Genomic DNA, 19276 nt, shown 5'->3' with positions numbered 1-19276 from the left:
ACGAGAGAAGAATGGAAAATCAAGCTTTTTTCGACTTGTGTGTACACCGTAGCCTTGTAGGAGAGAGAAATAGAAGAGAGGTTTTTCAGATAAGAGGGAAAAGTCAGATATTATTGGCAAGTCAGGTTTACAAAGTTTACTTAAGTCAAATTTCTGATGTCAAAGGCAAGCAGATGGTGAAACAAGTTCTACCTGGCTGCGACTCAAATGAAAGTGTACCGTGATGGCGATTCTCTACAATCCGGCGAGTGGTTTCTAAACCCAATCCCGATCCATGCCCGACTGACTTGGTGGTGAAGAAGGGTTCAAAAACGCGCGTTTTAATTTCAAGTGGAATTCCACTGCCAGAATCGATGATGTCAATATGGGCATAGCGATCGCAATGGTATGTTGTAATTTCCAGCAATCCCTTACCATCCATTGCATCAATGGCGTTGTCAATTAAGTTTGTCCACACCTGATTCAGTTCACTGCCATAGGCAAAGATTTTTGGAAGACCTCGATCGTAATTGCGTTGCACTTGGACACCGCACTTGAGTTTATGAGCAAACAATCGCAAGGTATCTTCCAAGCCTTGATGTATATCTACTTCTTGCTGAGTGCCTTGATCGAGGTAAGAATAAGACTTCATCGCTTGCACAAGTTCGGAAATCCTCTCAGAGCCTCGCAAACCATGTTTAATCATTGACATGACTTCAAAGGAAAGCGCTAGCCAGTGCAATCCCATTTCTCGCAATTCCGTGTTGTCGTTGCGCCAACGTTCCATTAATTGCTCTAGGCTTTCAACCTCAACACCACCTTCCGCTAAAGGTTCTGCCAATTTCCATGCTTGCTTCACACCATAATCTTCTAACCATTCCAGCAATATGGATTCGCGATCGCTTAAAGTCACCGGATCTAGGCGATTATTCAAAATCGCATCATAGCCTTGATCGCGTACTCTCAACCAGTGTTGAGTATGGGCTTCGTCAACATTGCGTTGCCCATAAACTAAGTTCATTCGTTGTAACTCTAGGATGGCGGCTGGCATTTCTCCTAAAGTCCGAACCAGGGCTGCGGCTGGGTTGTTGAGTTCATGAGCTAATCCGGCGGCAAGTGTCCCTAAAGCTGCCATCTTTTCCCGCCCACGAATGAAAGACTCTAGCCCCCGGACACGACTTTGCATAATTCGGAAGACCATCTGCTCAAAATCACGACATTCATGCAGCAGTGTACGAAAGTCTTCTCCCTTCACTTCATAAATGCGGCAATTTGTCAATGCCCGCATTGTCACAGGTGCAGGTTCGCCTGTGAGTACTGGAATTTCACCAAAAAAGGATGGGGCTTCATGTTGCCCGATGGGAATTTCAACTCCTTCACTGCGGCGAGTGATCTTAATTTTACCTTTGACTAAGATAAATAAGCGACATACAGGATCTCCCTCATGGGACAACACTTCTCCAGCAGAAAGTTCAACTACTTGAGCGCGATCGCAAACCCACTGTAATCGCTCTTTGGGAAGCTGTTGAAACGCGTCTAAGTTGACTAATTCCTCAATACATAACATTAATAAACCCCCTATACTAGTTCGTAATTCGTAATTCGTAATTCGTAATTAAGAGGGTTAGATTTAACCTGGGCTTTGTAGCTTGCATTTGTAGTATTATTTTGGAGAATTGATCTAAATACCAAATGTAAAAGAAAGTATTGTTTCAAGAGTAGGCTAAAAGATGGAAAACCTCTTTGAGTAAGCTTTGTGTAGTTTGTCATTAATTACGAATTACGAATTACGAATTACGAATTACGAATTAGCTAAACATTACTTAAATAGCGGTGAACGAATTGAATAGCGATCGAACCTTCTCCCACACCGGATGCCACGCGCTTAATTGAGCCATAGCGGACATCTCCGGCTGCGAAGATGCCTGGAATGTTGGTTTCTAGCAAAAAAGGAGAGCGTTCCAAATTCCAACCACGAGGAGATTTGTCATTATGCACTAAGTCTGGCCCTGTAATGATAAACCCCTGAGCATCGCGTTGAATAACACCATCGAGCCAATCTGTTTTGGGGCTAGCACCGATGAAAATAAAGAGCGATCGCGCTGCTACGGTTTCAGTTTCTCCAGTCTTGGCATGAGCAATCACAATTTCTTCTAAATGTTTCTCTCCCTTCACTTCCACGACGCTGCAACCTGTACAAACTTGGATATTTTCAGTCGCGGCAATTTGGTCAATCAAGTATTGGGACATACTCAATGATAGTGACTCACCCCGCACCAACATGATCACTTTGCTGGCATACTTAGAAAAATGCATTGCTGCTTGTCCAGCAGAGTTTGCCCCACCTACCAAGTAAACCTCTTCGTTGCTACAGGCGATCGCTTCAGTCATGGCAGCACCATAGTAAATTCCTGCCCCTGTCAGCTTTTCGGCTCCTGGAACCTTTAGCCAACGGTAGGAAACGCCGGTTGCAACTAAAAGTGCATGGCAACTAATCTCGCTCCCATCCGCCAATTGCAGAATCCGATAAGGATTTTCCAGCCTAACTCCAGTTACTACTTGAGGTGTGAGAATCTCTACCCCAAATCGCCGCGCTTGGGTGACTCCCCGCCTTGCCAAATCACTACCACTCAAGCCAATAGGAAACCCCAAATAGTTCTCAATCCGCGAACTCGTGCCTGCTTGTCCTCCTGGCGCTTCCCGCTCAATTAAGACAGTACTCAATCCTTCGGAAGCGCCATAGACGGCGGCGGCCAGTCCGGCAGGACCAGCACCCACGATCGCCAAATCATAAAATGGACGCTCTGCCTGAGTTTGCAGTCCAATTTTGGCAGCAATCTCTAAATTAGATGGTTGAATTAACCGAGAACCATCAGGAAACAGCACCAAGGGCAATTGTTGTCTACAATCAGCTTGGGCGTATTCCACCAATTTGGCCGCCTCTGGTTCAAGTTCAATATCTAACCACTTAAATGGAATCTGGTTACGTGCTAGGAAATCTTTAACCTGATGTGAAAAAGGCGACCAGCGATTACCAATGACTCGAATCCCTTCAAAGGGTGGGCGAAATCCAGCTAGCCAGTCATCGAGCAAATCATCTAAAACCGGATATAGCTTCTCTTCTGGTGGATTCCAGGGCTTGAGTAAATAATAATCAAGTCTGGCACTATTAATTGATTTAATGGCAGCATCCGTATCTGCATACGCCGTCAACAAGGCACGTTTGGCATCGGGAAAAATGCCTTTTGCCTGTTCTAGGAACTCTACACCTCCCATCTGGGGCATACGTTGATCTACCAAAAATAGAGCAACAGCTTCATTGCGTAATTTGAGTTGCTGCACCACATCCAGAGCGCTAATACCCGAATCTGCCCGAACAATACGGAAGCGATCGCCATACTGATGACGCAAGTCCCGTGACACTGCTTGCAGCACCTCTGGATCATCATCGACGGTTAAAATTGCTGGTTTCGCCATAATTACTGTTACTCAACAATTGCAGTGCCTAGCCGTTTTTTTCAAAAATCTGTTGTCAAGATATCTTCTGTTCAACCAGTTGTTTTAAACGAAAGTATGCCTCTTCTGGTGTCAGAGGTTCGGATTGACTTTCATTTGGTATATAAAATACCCAGGTATCGGGAAAGTAATGTACCACAAAGCTGGGAATCAAACCCAAGCTCAATGCTTGCTTTCCAAGTTTTTCGGTTTGTTCCTCTAGACTCAGTTGGTCATGAAATACGTGTTCAGCCATACTGTTCATCTCCCTGCACATTATTGGACTTTGGAAGAAGGTTTAACACCAGTATTGCACTAATCAGCTTTAGGTGATTCACCATCAGTGTATAATCACGGCGAGAATAACGAGCTTTGCGATCAAGTGCGGTATTGAGGAGCGATCGCACCTTGCTCGGTATAAAGTATTATCTAGATTTGTAATGCTTGTTTGGTAGACGAGTTGGGGGCGGTGGCCTCATTGATTCTTAGCAATAGTACCCGGTTTACGCGATATATTCTGGACAGTCTACAACTTCCAACGATCGAGCAGACTATTACTGCCAGAGCAATAGTCTGCTGCATTAGGCTACTTTTACCCCTAAATGCTTTTATGAGGCTTTGTTTCGGCAAGCTACTGCTTGCTTTCGTTTCCTCCACCAGCCAAAACCAAGAGCAATTAATGAGCCACCTACTGTATGAGGTTCGGGAACAGAACGTGGATTGATACTAAAGTTGCCATAATCTACATCACTTGAAAGCTCTGAATAACCTTCACTCAAACTACTATAGAATACGTTAACGTTCCCCTGACCGTCTTCCCCACTACCGGAAACCAGGTAAGAAAAACCGTTCGTGGTTAACAGTGGCTTACTCGCATTCAACAGATTATCGTTGACACCGTATGTACCTGGTGAGAGCAACCCGATTATTGTCTCTGCAATTCCTTGATTTGTCCTTGTCCCACTTATACCTGTGATTGTGTAATTGTTGTTTATGGGGTCTAGATCAGTTGTAGTAAGAGTGCCACTAGCTGAAATCGCCGTACCATTTGCTTCGTAACTGGGAAAAGAATACTGAAAATCAAATAACTGTACAGCTTGCGCTGTAGAATATGTACCGACAACAGTCAAGCCGACAACAGCACTGGCGGTAGCAATGCCAAGCTTTTTGACTAATTCCATCAGATAATTCTCCAAAAAATAAAGTAAAAATTCTGTTAGGAGCCAGAATTTTCTTTCTTCTGGCTCCCAAATCCCTGTTTCCAAACAAAAATTAGGCGTTGCATATTTGCGGGATGATTTTGCTAGTTTTGTGGGACGGGCAAGATGCCCGTCCCTTATATTTCAGGGCGCTCGTGTCGCCCACCCTACAAGAATCATCCCTTGATTCAGCAACGCCAAAAAGTAATACCTTTGAACGCAACTCTGGATTCCTTTTGCTGGAAGTTAGCGTCCGATGAAAGGTAGATTCACTCTTTGTATCAGCCTCAGTCTCAATTAGAAATTACCAGGGTTATCATCAAGCGCCAGTAAAAAATTAATCAGGTCTGTTTGCTGTTTAGGATTAAATCCAGCTTGACTGTCTACATAAAATTTATGACCTGTACCATCAAGGTTACTACTTACTAAATCAGCGTCAGCTTTGTTAGCTTTGATGACTTTGGCACGAAGTTCACGATCAACTAAAGCTCTTAAGCTGCTAGCAGCATCGGCTGGTATGCCTTGGCGTAGAGTGCCAGGCAGCCCTAATCCAGTACGATCAACAACAGTGAAATCGGCATTAGAGTCAAATTTTAAACTACCAGCACGTACTGCTACACCACCATCATGTAAATAGGGTGGGTTTAAATAAAGGCCACGTAAGGGAGTAGTTTTGTAGCCACCATTTGGTAATTGATTAGTGGGGTTATCAGAAATGCCTGTGGTTGGGACATCCAACACTTTTGCGTCAGCAGGTATAGGAACAGGAGTATTGAAACTGTATAGCTTGGGAAGCACTGAGAATTTCAACAGTGCCAAGCGAGACTGGGCACGGGCTGGATTAGTACCAATTTTCTCAACTGGGTAAACTTTGTTGTCAGTGAAGAAAGGGGGAATATGGCAAGTTGCACAATTAGCCTTTTCAAACACTTTCGCCCCACGTTTAACTGAATTATTATTCAGTGCCTGCCAGTTTTCAGGAGTCTTGTTAGCAGGTGGTACTAAGCTATTTTGAAAAGCAGACATGGCGTTATTCGCAAACATGAATTTGCCACTGGCATTATCTAAAGGATTGCCAGTCGGGGGACTAAAAATTAATCCATTAGCTGTCAACGATCTGCTGGGTTTCAAGTCTGGATAGTTACCAACACCAGGAGCAACAACTTGATCTTGTAACTCTGCTTGATTAGGGTCTGGTGCGATCGCCCGTAGAAACTCTGAAGGTTTTATAGGAGATCCTTCTGGCAAACGTATTCTTTCGTCAGCAGCATTTTGAAGAGCAGTACCAAGATAAACTTCTGGGTCAATATTCAGACTTTTGGCAATTAGTTCGTATGATGCAAGGATGTTCGTTTCTGAAGAGTGAACAGCACTGTTGAAAGCACTCAATCCTGCAAACGGGCCAACGGCAGCTTCTCCAGAGGCAGTGTAAGGAAAAGTTTTAAAGGTGAAATTGTTGGGAATTTTAGTGGTATTTTTAATTCCATCTGTGGAACTTTCAAAATTACCAAAAGGTAATTGCCATAAAATATCATCAAAAGCCTTCTCAAACTTTTCAGGATCGGGCAGTTTTACTAAATTACCTTTCCTGTCAATAATAGTTTTGCCATTGCCTTGATATTTTGGATCTAAGGGATTGAGTTTGGTGCGTGAGAAAGCAGCAGATGAATTTGGCGCTAAACCTAGAAATAAGGGAAATGCTATTTCACCATTTGCTACACCAGGAAGACGTTTACCTTCTTTAGAAAGACTAGCGTGGCAAAATGCACAGCTACTTTGCCCATTTCCTGTTGTTCCTAAAGGAGAAGTTGATCCTTTTTCTACCTTTAAGCCTGTATTTATGGCTGTACCTTTTCGTAAAATCCGACTACCTATAGGTATATCTTTCTGCAAGACAATTTTTAAATTATTGCTTGGCTGACCCTGCAAATTAATAATTGCTGTAGTAAATTCATCCGAAAGAATCGCTGAACCTTTTCCAATACCAAACACACCTTGCAAACCAAACAAATCGCCTAAAGGTCGATTGAAAAATATATCTTCACCTCGGGCAATTAATTCTTTAGTAATATGAACTGCGCCTATTTTTTCATAAGAAATAGGGTCTTGAGGATTAAGTCCTTTACTGGAAACCAGTTGTGATGCTTCTTGGGGGCTGAGGAGTTTACCGAAATAATCGTAGTAGCCTACTGGTTGAGTTGGTGCTGGTTGCAAAATGTCAATCTTTGCGAAAGCTGGCTGGCTTGTTATCAACAAATTTGATAACACAATACCAAAACTAGTAGTAATAAAAATGCTCAGTAATAAGAAAATCTTAGTTTTCAACGCAGATAACCATCTACTTACACTATATTTATGGCTGGTTTTTTTTTGTTTCATTGAGCCGACTGTTACTAAAAAACTCTAAGTAGATATACCACGCCATTACATAGTTATCAGGACACTAGAAAATTTTCTTGTATTCGTTCGCGATAAAAAAAGATTTGTTAAATTCCGTGTATATTTTATGCTTTTATGCCTTTGTAAAATATGGTAAATAAAAATTTAAATTTTTTGTTTCGTGCCGTAGCCTTTATCAGCAGCTAACACCTTGAAAAGGCTAGTTATGACCCTATTAGTTTACGCTAATAGGGTGTGGTCAAAAGCTATTTTTAGGTACTAACAACAAGCTCAATCCCACAATAATATTGAAGGTAAGTCATTGTTAGCCAAACGCAGCAATTGATAACCAATTCCAGATATACCGGGTAAAAAGCCAGGATTAAATACAGAATTGGGTAAGTTGGGGAACAGTTGATAAGCTCCAGTTCGCTTGGCTCTAGCTACAACATTCGTTACATTCTGGTGAGCAATTTGATGCCAATCAGGACGGGAACAGATTTTTGCACCGACTAACAGCACTTCCGCCCTACCAAAGTTGCCACAGCATAAGTGATCGATCGCCTGTAAGCCAAAATTCTGAGTAGTTTGGAGAGCAATTTCAATTTCTTGTTGAATTTCCGGCGTTTCCACGATTCTCAAACTGCCTAAGCGTCCCAAACCAATGCCGGCTGCACCATGACACCACTTATTTGCAAAGTCAGGTTGTCCTGATTGTCCCATTCTGCGGAAGTCAGGCCAGTTGGCAGTGGACTGGCAAAAGACGCTACGCTCATACTCAATTCCTGCTAAACCTGCTTCTAAGTACTTGCCCTCTGAGGTGGCGGCATAAAGTCTGAGCAAGGCGTAAGAAATGCCTGCGGCTCCATGAGAAAAGCCAGTTAAGGGCTTATCCCAATAAGTATGCCAAGCTTTGGGCGCACCATTGTGGCTAACTTGACGGTTGATTAAATGTTGTCCACAGGCGATCGCTTTTTCTAAAACGGTTGCTTCTCCTGTGGCTTGATACAGGGATAATAACCCTAGAATTGCCCCCGCTGCTCCGCTCATAATATCCAAGTGTTCGTCGGCAGCAATTAGTTCTGGTGTCATCAACTCGGCTAATACTTGAGCGTCTGGCAACAGCGTTGGATCGTTGAGGAGTTGACTAATTTTCACCAGGCTATAGATCATCGATCCTAAACCTGTTGCACCCCCAACGCCCATGAAACGAGCCATGCGTTCCCAAGTTTCTGGCTCAATGGTGTGGATTTGGCGACGCAGAGATTGTACTGTCCTCAATGCTAAATCACGGTAACGGGAATCACCAGTTACTTGACTTAGTGCAGCTAAAAACAAAGCAACTCCAGAGCGTCCATCACAAAGAGAATTGTTTAATACTTGCAGTTGATATCGTTCGGCGCGAGGTATAAAGTCTAAGCCAATCCAGTTAATGCTGCCATCAGGGTCAGAAATGGCTCTGGTTTCTAGTTGAGTGGCGATTTCTTTGGCTTCGGCAATCAATTGTTCCGAATTCAGCAACGGTAACGATTCGCCCTGCCATTGCCCACCTTGGCGGCTGAAAGTGGTTGCAATTTTGGCATCGAAGGAGCCTTGAATAATCGCTACTTGTCGAGCTAAGTCGGTTTCATCTAGAGATTGTAACTGGTTGAGCAGGTCTTGGTAACTGGATTGCTTGAAGTAGTTGGGAATGGAAGAAGAACCGTTTAAACTCAGTTCATCAACCACCGCGCTAGCCGTGAAGAAGGGAATATCCAATTGTTCCATCGCTCGGAGTTCTGCGCTCAAAACGGGAAAGGCGTTTGGTTTTTCCAGAGCAACTAGAAAAGCACGGCTGAGAACATCGAGTTGAATGCTGTAATCTACACCATGTTTGAGGTAATCGGGTGCTAAAGCTTTTTGGAGGATGATGCCATAAATGCGGGTGTTGCGGAAGATAAAACGCACCTGCTGATTTTGCATAGCAGATAGCAAACTTTGGCGTGAAATTAAGAAATCTTTGTGCGCCATCAAAAAGCAATACATCTGCTCAAATCCAGTGGTGATTTGTTGTTGATAATCGTTTGGAGACAGAACAACTTCACCTAAGAACGGCACATTTTTCCCAATCGGCAAGGTTACAGGCTCAGACAACAGATGCATATTATCTGTATTAATGTTCTGCCAGCGCGGCACTTTGCGGGGAGATAATCGGGGATCTGTGCTGCCTAATCCGCTAATATCATAAGCGACGCTGCGATCGCCACTAAAGTCCCAACGCGGTAAAAGTCCGGTGCGGAGTACGGAATCCCAAAATTGTCGGGTGGCGGTTGTTTCTAAATCTTGGGTAAGTGGTGAGTCTTCAATGAGATTCGGTTCATGGTGCAGCAGCGTTTCCATGTCAATCAGCACCAAATGTTCGCCATTGGCAATTAAGTTTTCGTAATGGCAATCTGTTCCCCGCAAAGCGTAAAGCACACACAACAACATCCCAGAACGCTGATAGAATCGTTTCGCAGCTGCTTCATCCACACAAGGCAACTGTTCAACATGTTCCACCCAACCGTAACCGTTGCGCTCTAGTACCTGAATAACTTTAAAATCTAAAAGATCGCTGTGTTGATTGCACCAATCCAAAAATTGGTTAAAGACAACTTCTAGTCCTAAATCTTTGGGTTTATAAACAAGTTTAAGTCCAGACTCAAAGGTGAGCGAAATCACCGTTCGTCCGCGTTTGTGTGCATCGGAAATGGAGGTTTGAATTTCGGTAACTTTGTTTTGAGAAAATGGGATAATTCTTTCATCAAAAGTTCGTTGAATATCTGTCCTATCTGCAACTAAACGTTCGAGAAATTCAGCAGTGAACTCAACCCAAAAATTGACCGCTGTTGCCACTAACCGACCGAGAACTGGATACTTTTGGAAGAAGGCCAGCATTCCATCTTCTAGGAGTTGATTGACGAACTTGGTGTAGTGAGTGTTATTGTTTTGTGTTTCCAGCCCTAGTAAGCCGAGCAAGCTTTGACCAAAGGGACGCACCTGAGAAAATTCAAAATCTAATGTCTTAGTGCAAATTCCTGCTAATCGTTTCAGTAGACCTCGTTCTAGAGAACTGTAAGCGTTGTGGGAAAGAATCGATAAGGGAAGATAATCTTGGGTGAATTGACTGCCGCAGCGAGTCAGTAATTGCTGTCTGGCTACCAAAATAGCAGGCAAAAGGACATCTTCAAAGGTAATCGGATTTTGTGAATCGATTGGTAGAAATACTTCGGTTGCAGAATTGAATCCTGTAGCGGTTTGGATGATTTGCTGCAAGGTTTCTGCCCACTCAGGCAAAGGTTGATCGGCAAGTAACTCGATAGTTCCCAATCTGGAAGTAACAGTATCGAGGTCTAGCCCTTCCCACTGTAAGCGTTTGTGCAATGTATCCCATTTACCTTCTGCTGCAACTTCGCACCAGCGATGTCTACGACGGTTAATTTCTTGTTCATTGACTCGATCGACTGCAAATCTGCTTTCATCAAGACGTTCCCAGAGAAAGCTAGCATTGGCTGCGATCGCCCTTAAATTGTCTGATGTTTTCTGTTGGGATAAGCGAACAACTTGTTGAACCATAGCTGGATTTCTCATAATGGGAGTTAAAACAGAGGTATCAATGGAATAAGGCAGAAAATAGGAGTCAGAATTATATTTTCTTAAAGTTGGTGAGAATTATGAATGAAATTCCCTCTTTACCTTCATAAAAAAAGCAAAGAAGGAATCTGTTATGCAGCAATACTTGTCGGGTTTTGAGGGAAAGGAAAAAGGTTAAAGGGTAAAAAACCTTATATATCGAGCCTTCCGCTCCTTTTCTCCTTACCCTTTTCCCTTTAACCGAGCAGTATTGTGTTATGCAGCATCTACTTCTGCATTGAACCTACATACTTTTTTTAGCAGCAACCAGCGTGTCCACCACCACAGGAATCTGTATGACATAGTTTGGGCGCACTATCAGCCATCATCCCGCCGCTAACACTGAGTAATTCCTCTTCACTCAGTTCGTTGGAGTCTACAAAGGTCAACTCTGCCAGTATTTGAGCTACGCTTTCAACTGTGAAGTTATAACCTTTTTCTGTACTGGCAATTAACAACAGTTTAATGGCATCTGTTTGGGAAACTGCTGCTTGCATATTCTCACGTAACTGGGTGTTTTGGAGTAGGTTTTTAATTTGTGACAACATAATTACATTCTCCTAATACCTTTTTTAGCAGTGTCCGCCACCACAGCCTTCTGTATGACATAGCTTAGGCGCACTATCAGCCATCAATCCACCACTTACACTAAGTAATTCTTCTTCACTCAGTTCGTTGGAATCCACAAAGGTTAGTTCGGCCAGCATTTGAGAGATGGCTTCAACTGTGAAGTTATAACCTTTCTCTGCACTAGCGATCGCTAGCACTTTGATGGCTTCTGCTTGGTTAGCTGCTGCTTTTACTTGCTGTTGTAGTTGGGCGTTTTGAAGCAATTCTTTAATTTGGTGTAGCATACGTTTCTTCTCCGTTTTTGTTGACTTAATTGATACGGCAGAGATTGTGCGCTTGTTTTGGGCGGTGTTCTCTGCTTTTCTGATTTGAATTTAGAGATAAATAGGGGAGAAATAGGGGAGATAGTTACAATTGCGGAAAAATTTTTCAGCACAGATTAATTGGAGGATTGAAAACTAGGTATTACTTATTTCTACCCCTACCCTCTACCTTGGCGCACTATCAGGCATCATTGCACCGAGCAGTGTCCGCCACCACAGCCCGCTGTATGACATAGCTTAGGCGCACTATCAGACATCGCTCCACCACTTACACTAAGTAATTCTTCTTCACTCAGTTCGTTGGAGTCCACAAAGGTCAATTCGGACAGCATTTGAGAGATGGCTTCAACTGTGAAGTTATAACCTTTCTCTGCACTAGCGATCGCTAGCACTTTGATGGCTTCTGCTTGGTTAGCTGCTGCTTCTACTTGCTGTTGTAGTTGGGCGTTTTGAAGCAAATCTTTGATTTGGTGTAGCATACGTTTCTTCTCCGTTTTTGTTGACTTATTGATACGGCAGAGATTGTGCGCTTGTTTTGGGCGGTGTTCTCTGCTTTTCTGATTTGAATTTAGACAGAAATAGGGGAGAAGTAGGGGAGATAAGTGCAATTGCGGAAAGATTTTTCAGCACAGATTAATTGGGGATGGGGCATTGGGAATGGGGCATTGGGCATGGGTAAGAAGGGCAAAGGGGAATGGGTAAGGGGGAAAGGGTTTATTTCTTCTTCATCCTTTTCCCTCTTGTTGCTCCCCTGCTCCCTGCTATCTCTATGATGCTGATATCTGCATAGCTGCTGTAATATTTGAAGCCAATATGTAGTTTTGCTGTAGTTAAATATCCTGATGATCAACTAAAGATACAATCGCTATACCAAATTGATTGATCTATCTAGGAGATATTAAGGAGTTGGTGATGAGCGCTAAACAATTGGAGCAGGTAAAGCAATTGCAAGCTACCCTCACCAAGATGGAAGTGACATTAGGTGCGATCGCTGATGCTGTAGTCTGGATTGGAGAAGACCGACGCATTCAATGGTGTAATTCTAGCTTTGAGGGTTTGGTGAATCAACCCCACAACACTGTCTCCGGTGCGAAGTTAACTGACTTGCTACCCCTAGCACAAGCAGGACAACCAGTAGCTTTACCCTGCTATCCTGATGTACGGATACTCAATGGGGAGTACGAAACAGCAAATTACCAGTTCCAGCAGGGTGAGCATACTTTAACACTACAAATTTCTGGGAACTGTGCCGGACTGACTGACGATCGCTGTGCAATATTGGTGATTCGGGATATCACACTGACTCAACGAACTCAAGAATCCTTACAAGAGATTGAGGAGCGGTTGCAGACATTAATTAACGCTACACCAGATATTATCTGTTTAAAAGACGGCGAGGGAAAATGGTTGCTGTCAAACCAGGCTAACCTGGAATTTTTACAGCTAGAAGGCGTTGATTATCAAGGTAAAGCAGACTCAGAACTAGCAGAATTTAGCAATTTTTATCACGATGCTTTGCTCAACTGCGACAAAACAGATGAACAAGCTTGGCAGTTGGGATGTGTGCATCGGGTAGAAGAAGTTATACCCCGACCTGATGGGACGGTGAGCAGTGTAGATATGATTAAAGCTCCCCTATTTCACCAGGATGGTAGACGCAAAGCTCTGGTGGTTTTAGGGCGAGATTTGAGCGATCGCAAACAAACTCAAGTAGCCTTAGAAAACTCTTTGTCTCTATTAAGCGCTATCTTTGAATCGATTCAAGACGGTATCTTAGTAGTCGATAGCTCAAGTAATATCACTAGTTACAACCAAAAGTTCTTAGAAATGTGGTCAATTCCACCAGAACTTTTGACAGAACCAGATCATCCTCAACGGCTAGTGTATCTGGCAAACCAGCTAAAAGAACCAGATGTATTTTTGCAACGAGTCCGAGAATTATACTCACAACCGGAACTAGTTAGTTACGACTCATTAGAACTGCAAGATGGCAGAATATTTGAGCGCTATTCCTGTCCTCAGCGCATCGGCGAACAGATTATTGGTAGAGTGTGGAGTTTCCGCGACATCACCCAACGCCAAAGGGCAGAAGAAGCTCTGCGACAAAGTGAGCTACAATATCGCAGTATTTTTGAAGCTATTAATGATGGACTATTTATTACTGAAATAGAAACTGAAAAAGTCACCGAAGTTAATCCGGCGGCTTGTCAGATGCACGGTTACTCTTATGAAGAATTTCTCACGTTACATCCATCTGTTTACATTCACCCAGACTCACATTCTGTTTTTTTAGAGTTTCTCGAAACAACGCAATCTGGTGAGCAATTTTATGGGCCAGCAGTTGATATCTGCAAAGATGGCACTTTGATAGATGTGGAAGTGAAAGGGACAACTTGCGTTTACAACGGTAAGCCGCACATCTTAGCGATAGTGCGCGATATTACTGCTCGTAAACGTACTGAGGAAGCCTTGCGACAAAGCGAAGTCCAGTATCGAGATTTGGTGCAAACAGCCAACTGTATCATTCTGCGTTGGGACGGTAACGGTAATATTATATTTTTAAATGATTACGGTCAAAGGATTTTTGGTTTCGATTTAGATGAAATTATCGGGCGTAATGTTATCGGCACAATTGTTCCAGAAACCGAAACTTCTGGGCGCGACTTACAGACATTAATGGTTGATATTTGTCAACATCCAGAAAACTATTTATTCAACGAAAATGAAAACTTATGCCAAAATGGCGATCGCGTTTGGATAGTCTGGGCCAATAAACCCATATTAGATGAACAAGGAAACTTAGTCGAAATACTTTCAGTCGGCACCGATGCCACAGAACGCAAACGCGTCCAAGCAGCCCTCCAGGAAAGTGAGTTAAAATTCCGCAGCATTGTTGAAAATGCCAATGATCTGATATTTGTCCTCTCGCCAGAGGGAATTTTTACTTATCACTCGCCGAATGTGACTGCAACTATGGGTTACAGCCTGGAGGAAATCGAAGGTCATTCGGTGGTGGAGTTTACCAAACCTGAAGATTTAGCAATTAGTGTTGCCGCCTTACAAAGGGCTTTAACTGGCGAAAAGCTGACTGATATTGAGGTGCGATTGCGACACAAAGACGGTAGCTGGCGATGGTTCAACTTTAACACTTCCACAATCAACACTCCTAGTGGTGAAATTGCGATCGCGGGTGTGGGACGCGACATCACAGAACGCAAGCAAGCAGAAGAAGCCTTGCGTCGTAGTGAAATGAAATACCGCAACATCTTTGAAAATTCCCAAGTGGGGATTTTCCGCACCTGCCAAAAAGATGGATTGATTATCGATGCTAATCAACGTGGTGCTGAGATATTAGGTTTTACCTCTGCTGCTGATTTAGTTGGCAAGTATTTCACAACTGACTTATATGTTAATCCAGACGATCGCACGCGGATGCTAGCAGAGTTAGAAAAAGACGGTGAAGTTCGTAATTTTGAAATAGCACTGCGGCGGCTCGATGGTTCAGTTGTTTGGTTACTGTTGTCACTCCGCCTCAATGCCGAAGAATCCTGTCTCGATTCTGTTTTTACAGATATTAGCGATCGCAAACAGCAAGAACAAGCTTTACGCTTAATTGTTGAGGGTACAGCAGCAAAAACAGGTGATGAATTTTTCAATTCTTGCGTTCGTTACCTTGCTGAGGTATTGCAAGTTCAATATGCTCTAGTCACTGAGTTTGGTGATGAGCCAAAAACTAAAGTCCGCACTTTAGCCTTTTGGTGTGGCGGGGCTATTAACGAGAACTTGGAGTATGAATTGCAAGGTACTCCTTGTGAACATACCTTGGAAGGCAACCTCTGTCACTACCCTCAAGCAGTACAAACCGCTTTCCCCCAAGATGCAGATTTAGTGAAGATGAATGCCGAGAGTTTTTTTGGCGTTCCTCTAACCAGTTCATCCGGCGAAATCATCGGACATCTAGCAGTAATAGATGTCAAACCAATGAAGCATGATCAGGGACGGGAACTCATTCTTAAAATTTTTGCTGCCCGTGCCGGTGCTGAATTGGAACGCAAACAAGCAGAAGCCGCCCTACAGCAAAGTGAGTTAAAGTTTCGCACTATCGTCGAAAAGGTCAACGATATGCTGTTTGTCATCAGTCCTGATGGGGTTTTCAACTATATTTCTCCTAATATATTGAACACTACAGGATTTGCCCCCAGCGAAATGGAAGGTAATTCCTTGGCATCCTTTACTCATCCTGATGATGTGCCAATATGTTTTGAAGCCGCCCAAACTATCCTGGCAACAGGTGAGGGAATTTCGGGAACTGAGTACCGCGCCAAACATCGAACTAAAGGCTGGGTTTGGCTAACTGCTAATGCAGTCCGCACACAAGATGCCCAAGGTAATTTTCAGATTGTGGGTGTAGCTCGTGATATTAGCGATCGCAAACAAGCAGAAGCAGCTTTACAACGTCGGACTCAAGCAGAAAGTTTACTTAGTAGCATTTCTCGTCAATTTATTGACCAAAATTTAGAAACAGCAATTAATTTTACACTGCGAGCGATCGCTGAGTTTATTAGTGCCGAACATAGTTGCATCTTTGAATTATCCGGAGATCAAAGGCGGTTCGACCTCATTCATGAATGGTGTGGCGAAGGTGTCGAGCCATTGATTGATCTTGCCAAAGGATCACCTGTAGAAAGTTTTCCCTATTTTTATGCTCCAATCCTGCTGGGCAACCATATACAAATCCCTTGTGTAGCAGAATTGCCACCTGATACAGCAGAGAGGAAGCTATTTGAGGGGATGTCGTTTAAGTCTGTAGTTGCTGTACCCATGCTTCACTCTGGCGAAGTAGTTGGATTTGTCGGTACAGCGATGATTCACTTGTGTCAAACCTGGAGTCAAGAGGATCTTAATCTATTAAAGCTGGTAGGTGAAATAATTGCGATCGGTCGAGCCAGACATCAGGCAGAAGAAGCGCTGAGAATTGCCAAAGAAGCCGCCGAAACTGCCAACCGTGCCAAAAGTGCTTTCCTCGCTAATATGAGTCACGAACTTCGCACACCTTTGAATGCCATTCTGGGTTTTTCTCAGTTAATGGAACGAGATACTAGTCTCAACTCAAACCAACGTGAATCTTTAGCTACCATTAACCGCAGTGGAGAACACTTGCTAAACCTGATTAACGATGTCCTAGAAATGTCCAAAATTGAAGCTGGACAAATCATTTTCAACCCTGAAGACTTCGACCTTTATCTGCTGTTGCAAACCTTACAAGAAATGTTCCAGGTAAGGGCACAAACAAAGCAATTGTTCCTCAGATTTGAAATTGCTCCCAATCTTCCCCGTTATATCCAAACAGACGAGGGGAAACTTCGCCAAGTTCTTATTAACCTTTTGGGTAATGCCGTCAAGTTTACTCAAACAGGGGGAGTAACTTTACGAGTCAGATTAGGGAGTGGGGAGCAGGAGAGCAGGGGAGCAGGGGAGCAGGGGAGCAGGGGAGCAGGGGAGCAGGGGAGAAGTTGCAGTAAGTCTTTCCCCTCTGCCCCTCTGCCCCTCTGCCCCTCTGCCCCTCTGCCTCTCTGCCCCTCTGCCTCTTCCCCATCCCTTCACTTTGAAGTCGAAGATACTGGACGGGGAATAGCACCAGAAGAAATGAATAACCTGTTTCAGCCTTTTGTCCAGACAACAAGTGGTATCCAAACTAAGGAGGGAACTGGACTAGGGCTGACTATCAGCCGTCAATTTGTGCGGTTACTGGGAGGCGATATTCACTTGACGAGTAGCGTTAGGCAAGGATCTACTTTTAGTTTTGACATCCAAGTGAATTTAGCCGCAGCTTTGAAAGCTACACCAAAATTGAGTAAGGGACGTGTACTCAAGCTGGCAGCAGACCAACCATCTTACCGTGTTCTGGTAGTGGATGACCGCAAAGAAAACCGCGATTTAATTGTGCAACTTCTTGGTAGCATTGGTTTTGAGATTGAGGCTGCGAATAATGGACAAGAAGCGATCGCAATTTGGCAAACCTGGCAACCTCACCTAATTTGGATGGATATGCGGATGCCTGTAATGAACGGTTACGATGCAACAAAAGAGATTAGAGCCAGGGAAAGAAATATAAATACAAATCACCGCACCGTAATTATTGCCCTAACCGCCAGTGCTTTTGAAGAACAACAGGCAAGTATCTTAGCCGCAGGTTGCAACGACTTGGTTCGTAAGCCATTCCGGGAGCAAGTGATTTTTGAAAAAATCGCTGAATATTTGCAGGTACGTTATATATATGCAGAAGAGAGCAGTGAAGATACAACAGACAACAACGTAGATAATATTCAATTATCCATCTTGGATCTTCGCTCTGCAATTACCGTTATGCCTGCCCAATGGATAACAGAACTTAATCAGGCAGCCGTTGAAGTCGATGCTGAAAGAATTTTCCAACTAATTGAGCAAATTCCACCAACACATTCTGCTTTAGCAGAAAAATTGGCAAATTTAGTCAGAAGCTTCTGCTTTGATGAAATTATCGGATTAACGGAGGAAAATTGTAACTGAGTTCAGAGCGGGTAAATTGCCGGAAGTCGGATATTTGAGGGCTGTTTTTAGGGGAACAAAACCAGACTTGATATCATGTCCGCCTAATTAGTTATAATTCCTGCATCTGTGCAAAAACCAGGAAACCCTCTTTCCCCCTGCCCCCTGCCCCCATGCCGTCTTAATGATAAGTCTTTAACCGGACACGATATGAGTCAGGCGATCGCTCTCAACCATCACCACAACTTTAGCGAGTACGGCTGTAGAATAATTCAGCTAACAGTTCAAAAAGTAGCAGGGTCAGAATTCATAGGCTTTCCCCGCCGCCCCAATTACCTCCACGCCTCTCCGGTGTGCGCCAACTTCAGCCAAGCTCACACAGCCAAAGCGGGTGTTGCGCTTGAAACGGCTGACGACCTGACGGCTGCGATCGCAGTGGCAGAAGCCATCCGACAGTTACAGCCACGGGTGTTTACACTGGAAAATGTTCCGCGCTATCAGAACAGTCAGAGTTTCAGTATCATCCTGTCAGCTTTGGAGCAAGAGGGGCACTTTGTCAATTACAGTGTCGTCAACATGTCTGACTTCGGACTGCCCCAGGCGCGGCGGCGGTTAGTTTTGGTTGCAAGTAGGGGTTGTCGCGTTGCTTTACCTTCAGGAACTACACCTTGTGGTTGGTATGAGGCGATCGCTCATCTCATCCCCACGATGCCTAATTCACATCTACTACCTAAACAACAACATCACTAAGGCTCTATTCCTTCATCAATCCAAGCATCAATTGCTGTTTTTACGTTTAATTCAGTCACGGCAGACCATTCTTTTTCGTTGATAGTTGTTTTAAATACCGCTCTTTTACCGTGACCAACTTTTTCCATTGAGTATCCACGATACACATTTTTAGGCTTAATCATTTTTCTTAATCATCTTTGTAAAATATTATAAACTGCCGCTCAATAATAAGAGTAGTTTTATTTTCTATAATGGCTGCTGATCGAGAATGGCTCTATACTTTCAGCTTTAGAATTCATCGCAAAGCACGTTATTCTCACCGTGATAATTATACACTTATGCTGATGATGTTCCGTCACGGTCTAAGAGGATGTTTGAAAAGTCGGGAATGTTGTAAAAAAGCTCTCTCGGTATAGGCTG

General features: G+C 43.6%; 12 protein-coding genes. 2 read left to right on the top strand and 10 right to left on the bottom strand.

Annotated features, from left to right (window positions below; translation table 11 throughout):
- Window positions 1–145: 145 nt before the first annotated feature.
- The 9 genes from ABF638_RS30625 to ABF638_RS30585 all read right to left on the bottom strand — a co-directional run bounded on the left by ABF638_RS30625 (window position 146) and on the right by ABF638_RS30585 (window position 12075).
- A complete protein-coding gene (locus ABF638_RS30625) occupies window positions 146–1546 on the bottom strand; it encodes an ATP-binding protein (RefSeq protein ID WP_435026633.1) in 1401 nt (466 codons plus the stop codon).
- A 245-nt stretch (window positions 1547–1791) separates the two neighbouring features.
- Window positions 1792–3456 carry an FAD-dependent oxidoreductase gene (locus ABF638_RS30620; protein ID WP_435026632.1) on the bottom strand — a complete coding sequence of 555 codons (1665 nt, stop codon included), beginning with the start codon at window positions 3454–3456 and terminating at the stop codon, window positions 1792–1794.
- A 55-nt stretch (window positions 3457–3511) separates the two neighbouring features.
- Complete coding sequence (locus ABF638_RS30615) at window positions 3512–3730, bottom strand: hypothetical protein (protein WP_435026631.1); 219 nt, start codon at window positions 3728–3730, stop codon at window positions 3512–3514.
- A gap of 352 nt (window positions 3731–4082) precedes the next feature.
- Window positions 4083–4655 carry a PEP-CTERM sorting domain-containing protein gene (locus tag ABF638_RS30610; protein WP_435026630.1) on the bottom strand — a complete coding sequence of 191 codons (573 nt, stop codon included), beginning with the start codon at window positions 4653–4655 and terminating at the stop codon, window positions 4083–4085.
- 315 nt (window positions 4656–4970) lie between these two features.
- Window positions 4971–7052: a hypothetical protein gene (locus tag ABF638_RS30605; protein WP_435026629.1), complete on the bottom strand. Its 2082-nt coding sequence runs from the start codon at window positions 7050–7052 to the stop codon at window positions 4971–4973.
- Window positions 7053–7343: 291 nt separating this feature from the next.
- Window positions 7344–10646, bottom strand: a complete 3303-nt coding sequence (locus ABF638_RS30600; protein ID WP_435026628.1) for a type 2 lanthipeptide synthetase LanM family protein — start codon at window positions 10644–10646, stop codon at window positions 7344–7346.
- 314 nt (window positions 10647–10960) lie between these two features.
- Window positions 10961–11251: a Nif11-like leader peptide family natural product precursor gene (locus ABF638_RS30595; protein ID WP_435026627.1), complete on the bottom strand. Its 291-nt coding sequence runs from the start codon at window positions 11249–11251 to the stop codon at window positions 10961–10963.
- A 24-nt stretch (window positions 11252–11275) separates the two neighbouring features.
- A complete protein-coding gene (locus ABF638_RS30590) occupies window positions 11276–11557 on the bottom strand; it encodes a Nif11-like leader peptide family RiPP precursor (protein WP_435026626.1) in 282 nt (93 codons plus the stop codon).
- Window positions 11558–11784: 227 nt separating this feature from the next.
- On the bottom strand, window positions 11785–12075 hold the full coding sequence (locus ABF638_RS30585) for a Nif11-like leader peptide family natural product precursor (protein ID WP_435026625.1): 291 nt from the start codon (window positions 12073–12075) through the stop codon (window positions 11785–11787).
- A gap of 433 nt (window positions 12076–12508) precedes the next feature.
- Between ABF638_RS30585 and ABF638_RS30580 the strand changes: the two genes are divergently transcribed.
- The gene (locus ABF638_RS30580) at window positions 12509–18145 is read left to right on the top strand and encodes a PAS domain S-box protein (RefSeq protein ID WP_435026623.1); all 5637 of its coding nucleotides are present in this window, start codon (window positions 12509–12511) and stop codon (window positions 18143–18145) included.
- 108 nt (window positions 18146–18253) lie between these two features.
- A complete protein-coding gene (locus ABF638_RS30575) occupies window positions 18254–18874 on the top strand; it encodes a DNA cytosine methyltransferase (RefSeq protein WP_435026622.1) in 621 nt (206 codons plus the stop codon).
- Here ABF638_RS30575 and ABF638_RS30570 read toward each other — a convergent pair.
- Window positions 18871–19038, bottom strand: a complete 168-nt coding sequence (locus ABF638_RS30570) for a hypothetical protein (protein ID WP_435026621.1) — start codon at window positions 19036–19038, stop codon at window positions 18871–18873. The two genes, ABF638_RS30575 and ABF638_RS30570, sit on opposite strands and share 4 nt — an antisense overlap.
- Window positions 19039–19276 lie beyond the last annotated feature (238 nt).

It is taken from the genome of Nostoc sp. CALU 1950, assembly GCF_051172895.1.
GTDB classification, from domain to species: Bacteria; Cyanobacteriota; Cyanobacteriia; order Cyanobacteriales; family Nostocaceae; genus Nostoc; species Nostoc edaphicum_A.
Note: the sequence above shows the minus strand (reverse complement) of the source record. Positions and strands in the feature narration are given on the sequence as shown.

Excerpts from the sequence above, each read along its gene's own strand:
- ABF638_RS30625 (WP_435026633.1), bottom strand. The coding sequence starts at position 1,546 with ATGTTATGTATTGAGGAATTAGTCAACTTAGACGCGTTTCAACAGCTT.
- ABF638_RS30620 (WP_435026632.1), bottom strand. The coding sequence starts at position 3,456 with ATGGCGAAACCAGCAATTTTAACCGTCGATGATGATCCAGAGGTGCTG.
- ABF638_RS30615 (WP_435026631.1), bottom strand. The coding sequence starts at position 3,730 with ATGGCTGAACACGTATTTCATGACCAACTGAGTCTAGAGGAACAAACC.
- ABF638_RS30610 (WP_435026630.1), bottom strand. The coding sequence starts at position 4,655 with ATGGAATTAGTCAAAAAGCTTGGCATTGCTACCGCCAGTGCTGTTGTC.
- ABF638_RS30605 (WP_435026629.1), bottom strand. The coding sequence starts at position 7,052 with ATGAAACAAAAAAAAACCAGCCATAAATATAGTGTAAGTAGATGGTTA.
- ABF638_RS30600 (WP_435026628.1), bottom strand. The coding sequence starts at position 10,646 with ATGGTTCAACAAGTTGTTCGCTTATCCCAACAGAAAACATCAGACAAT.
- ABF638_RS30595 (WP_435026627.1), bottom strand. The coding sequence starts at position 11,251 with ATGTTGTCACAAATTAAAAACCTACTCCAAAACACCCAGTTACGTGAG.
- ABF638_RS30590 (WP_435026626.1), bottom strand. The coding sequence starts at position 11,557 with ATGCTACACCAAATTAAAGAATTGCTTCAAAACGCCCAACTACAACAG.
- ABF638_RS30585 (WP_435026625.1), bottom strand. The coding sequence starts at position 12,075 with ATGCTACACCAAATCAAAGATTTGCTTCAAAACGCCCAACTACAACAG.
- ABF638_RS30580 (WP_435026623.1), top strand. The coding sequence starts at position 12,509 with ATGAGCGCTAAACAATTGGAGCAGGTAAAGCAATTGCAAGCTACCCTC.
- ABF638_RS30570 (WP_435026621.1), bottom strand. The coding sequence starts at position 19,038 with ATGATTAAGCCTAAAAATGTGTATCGTGGATACTCAATGGAAAAAGTT.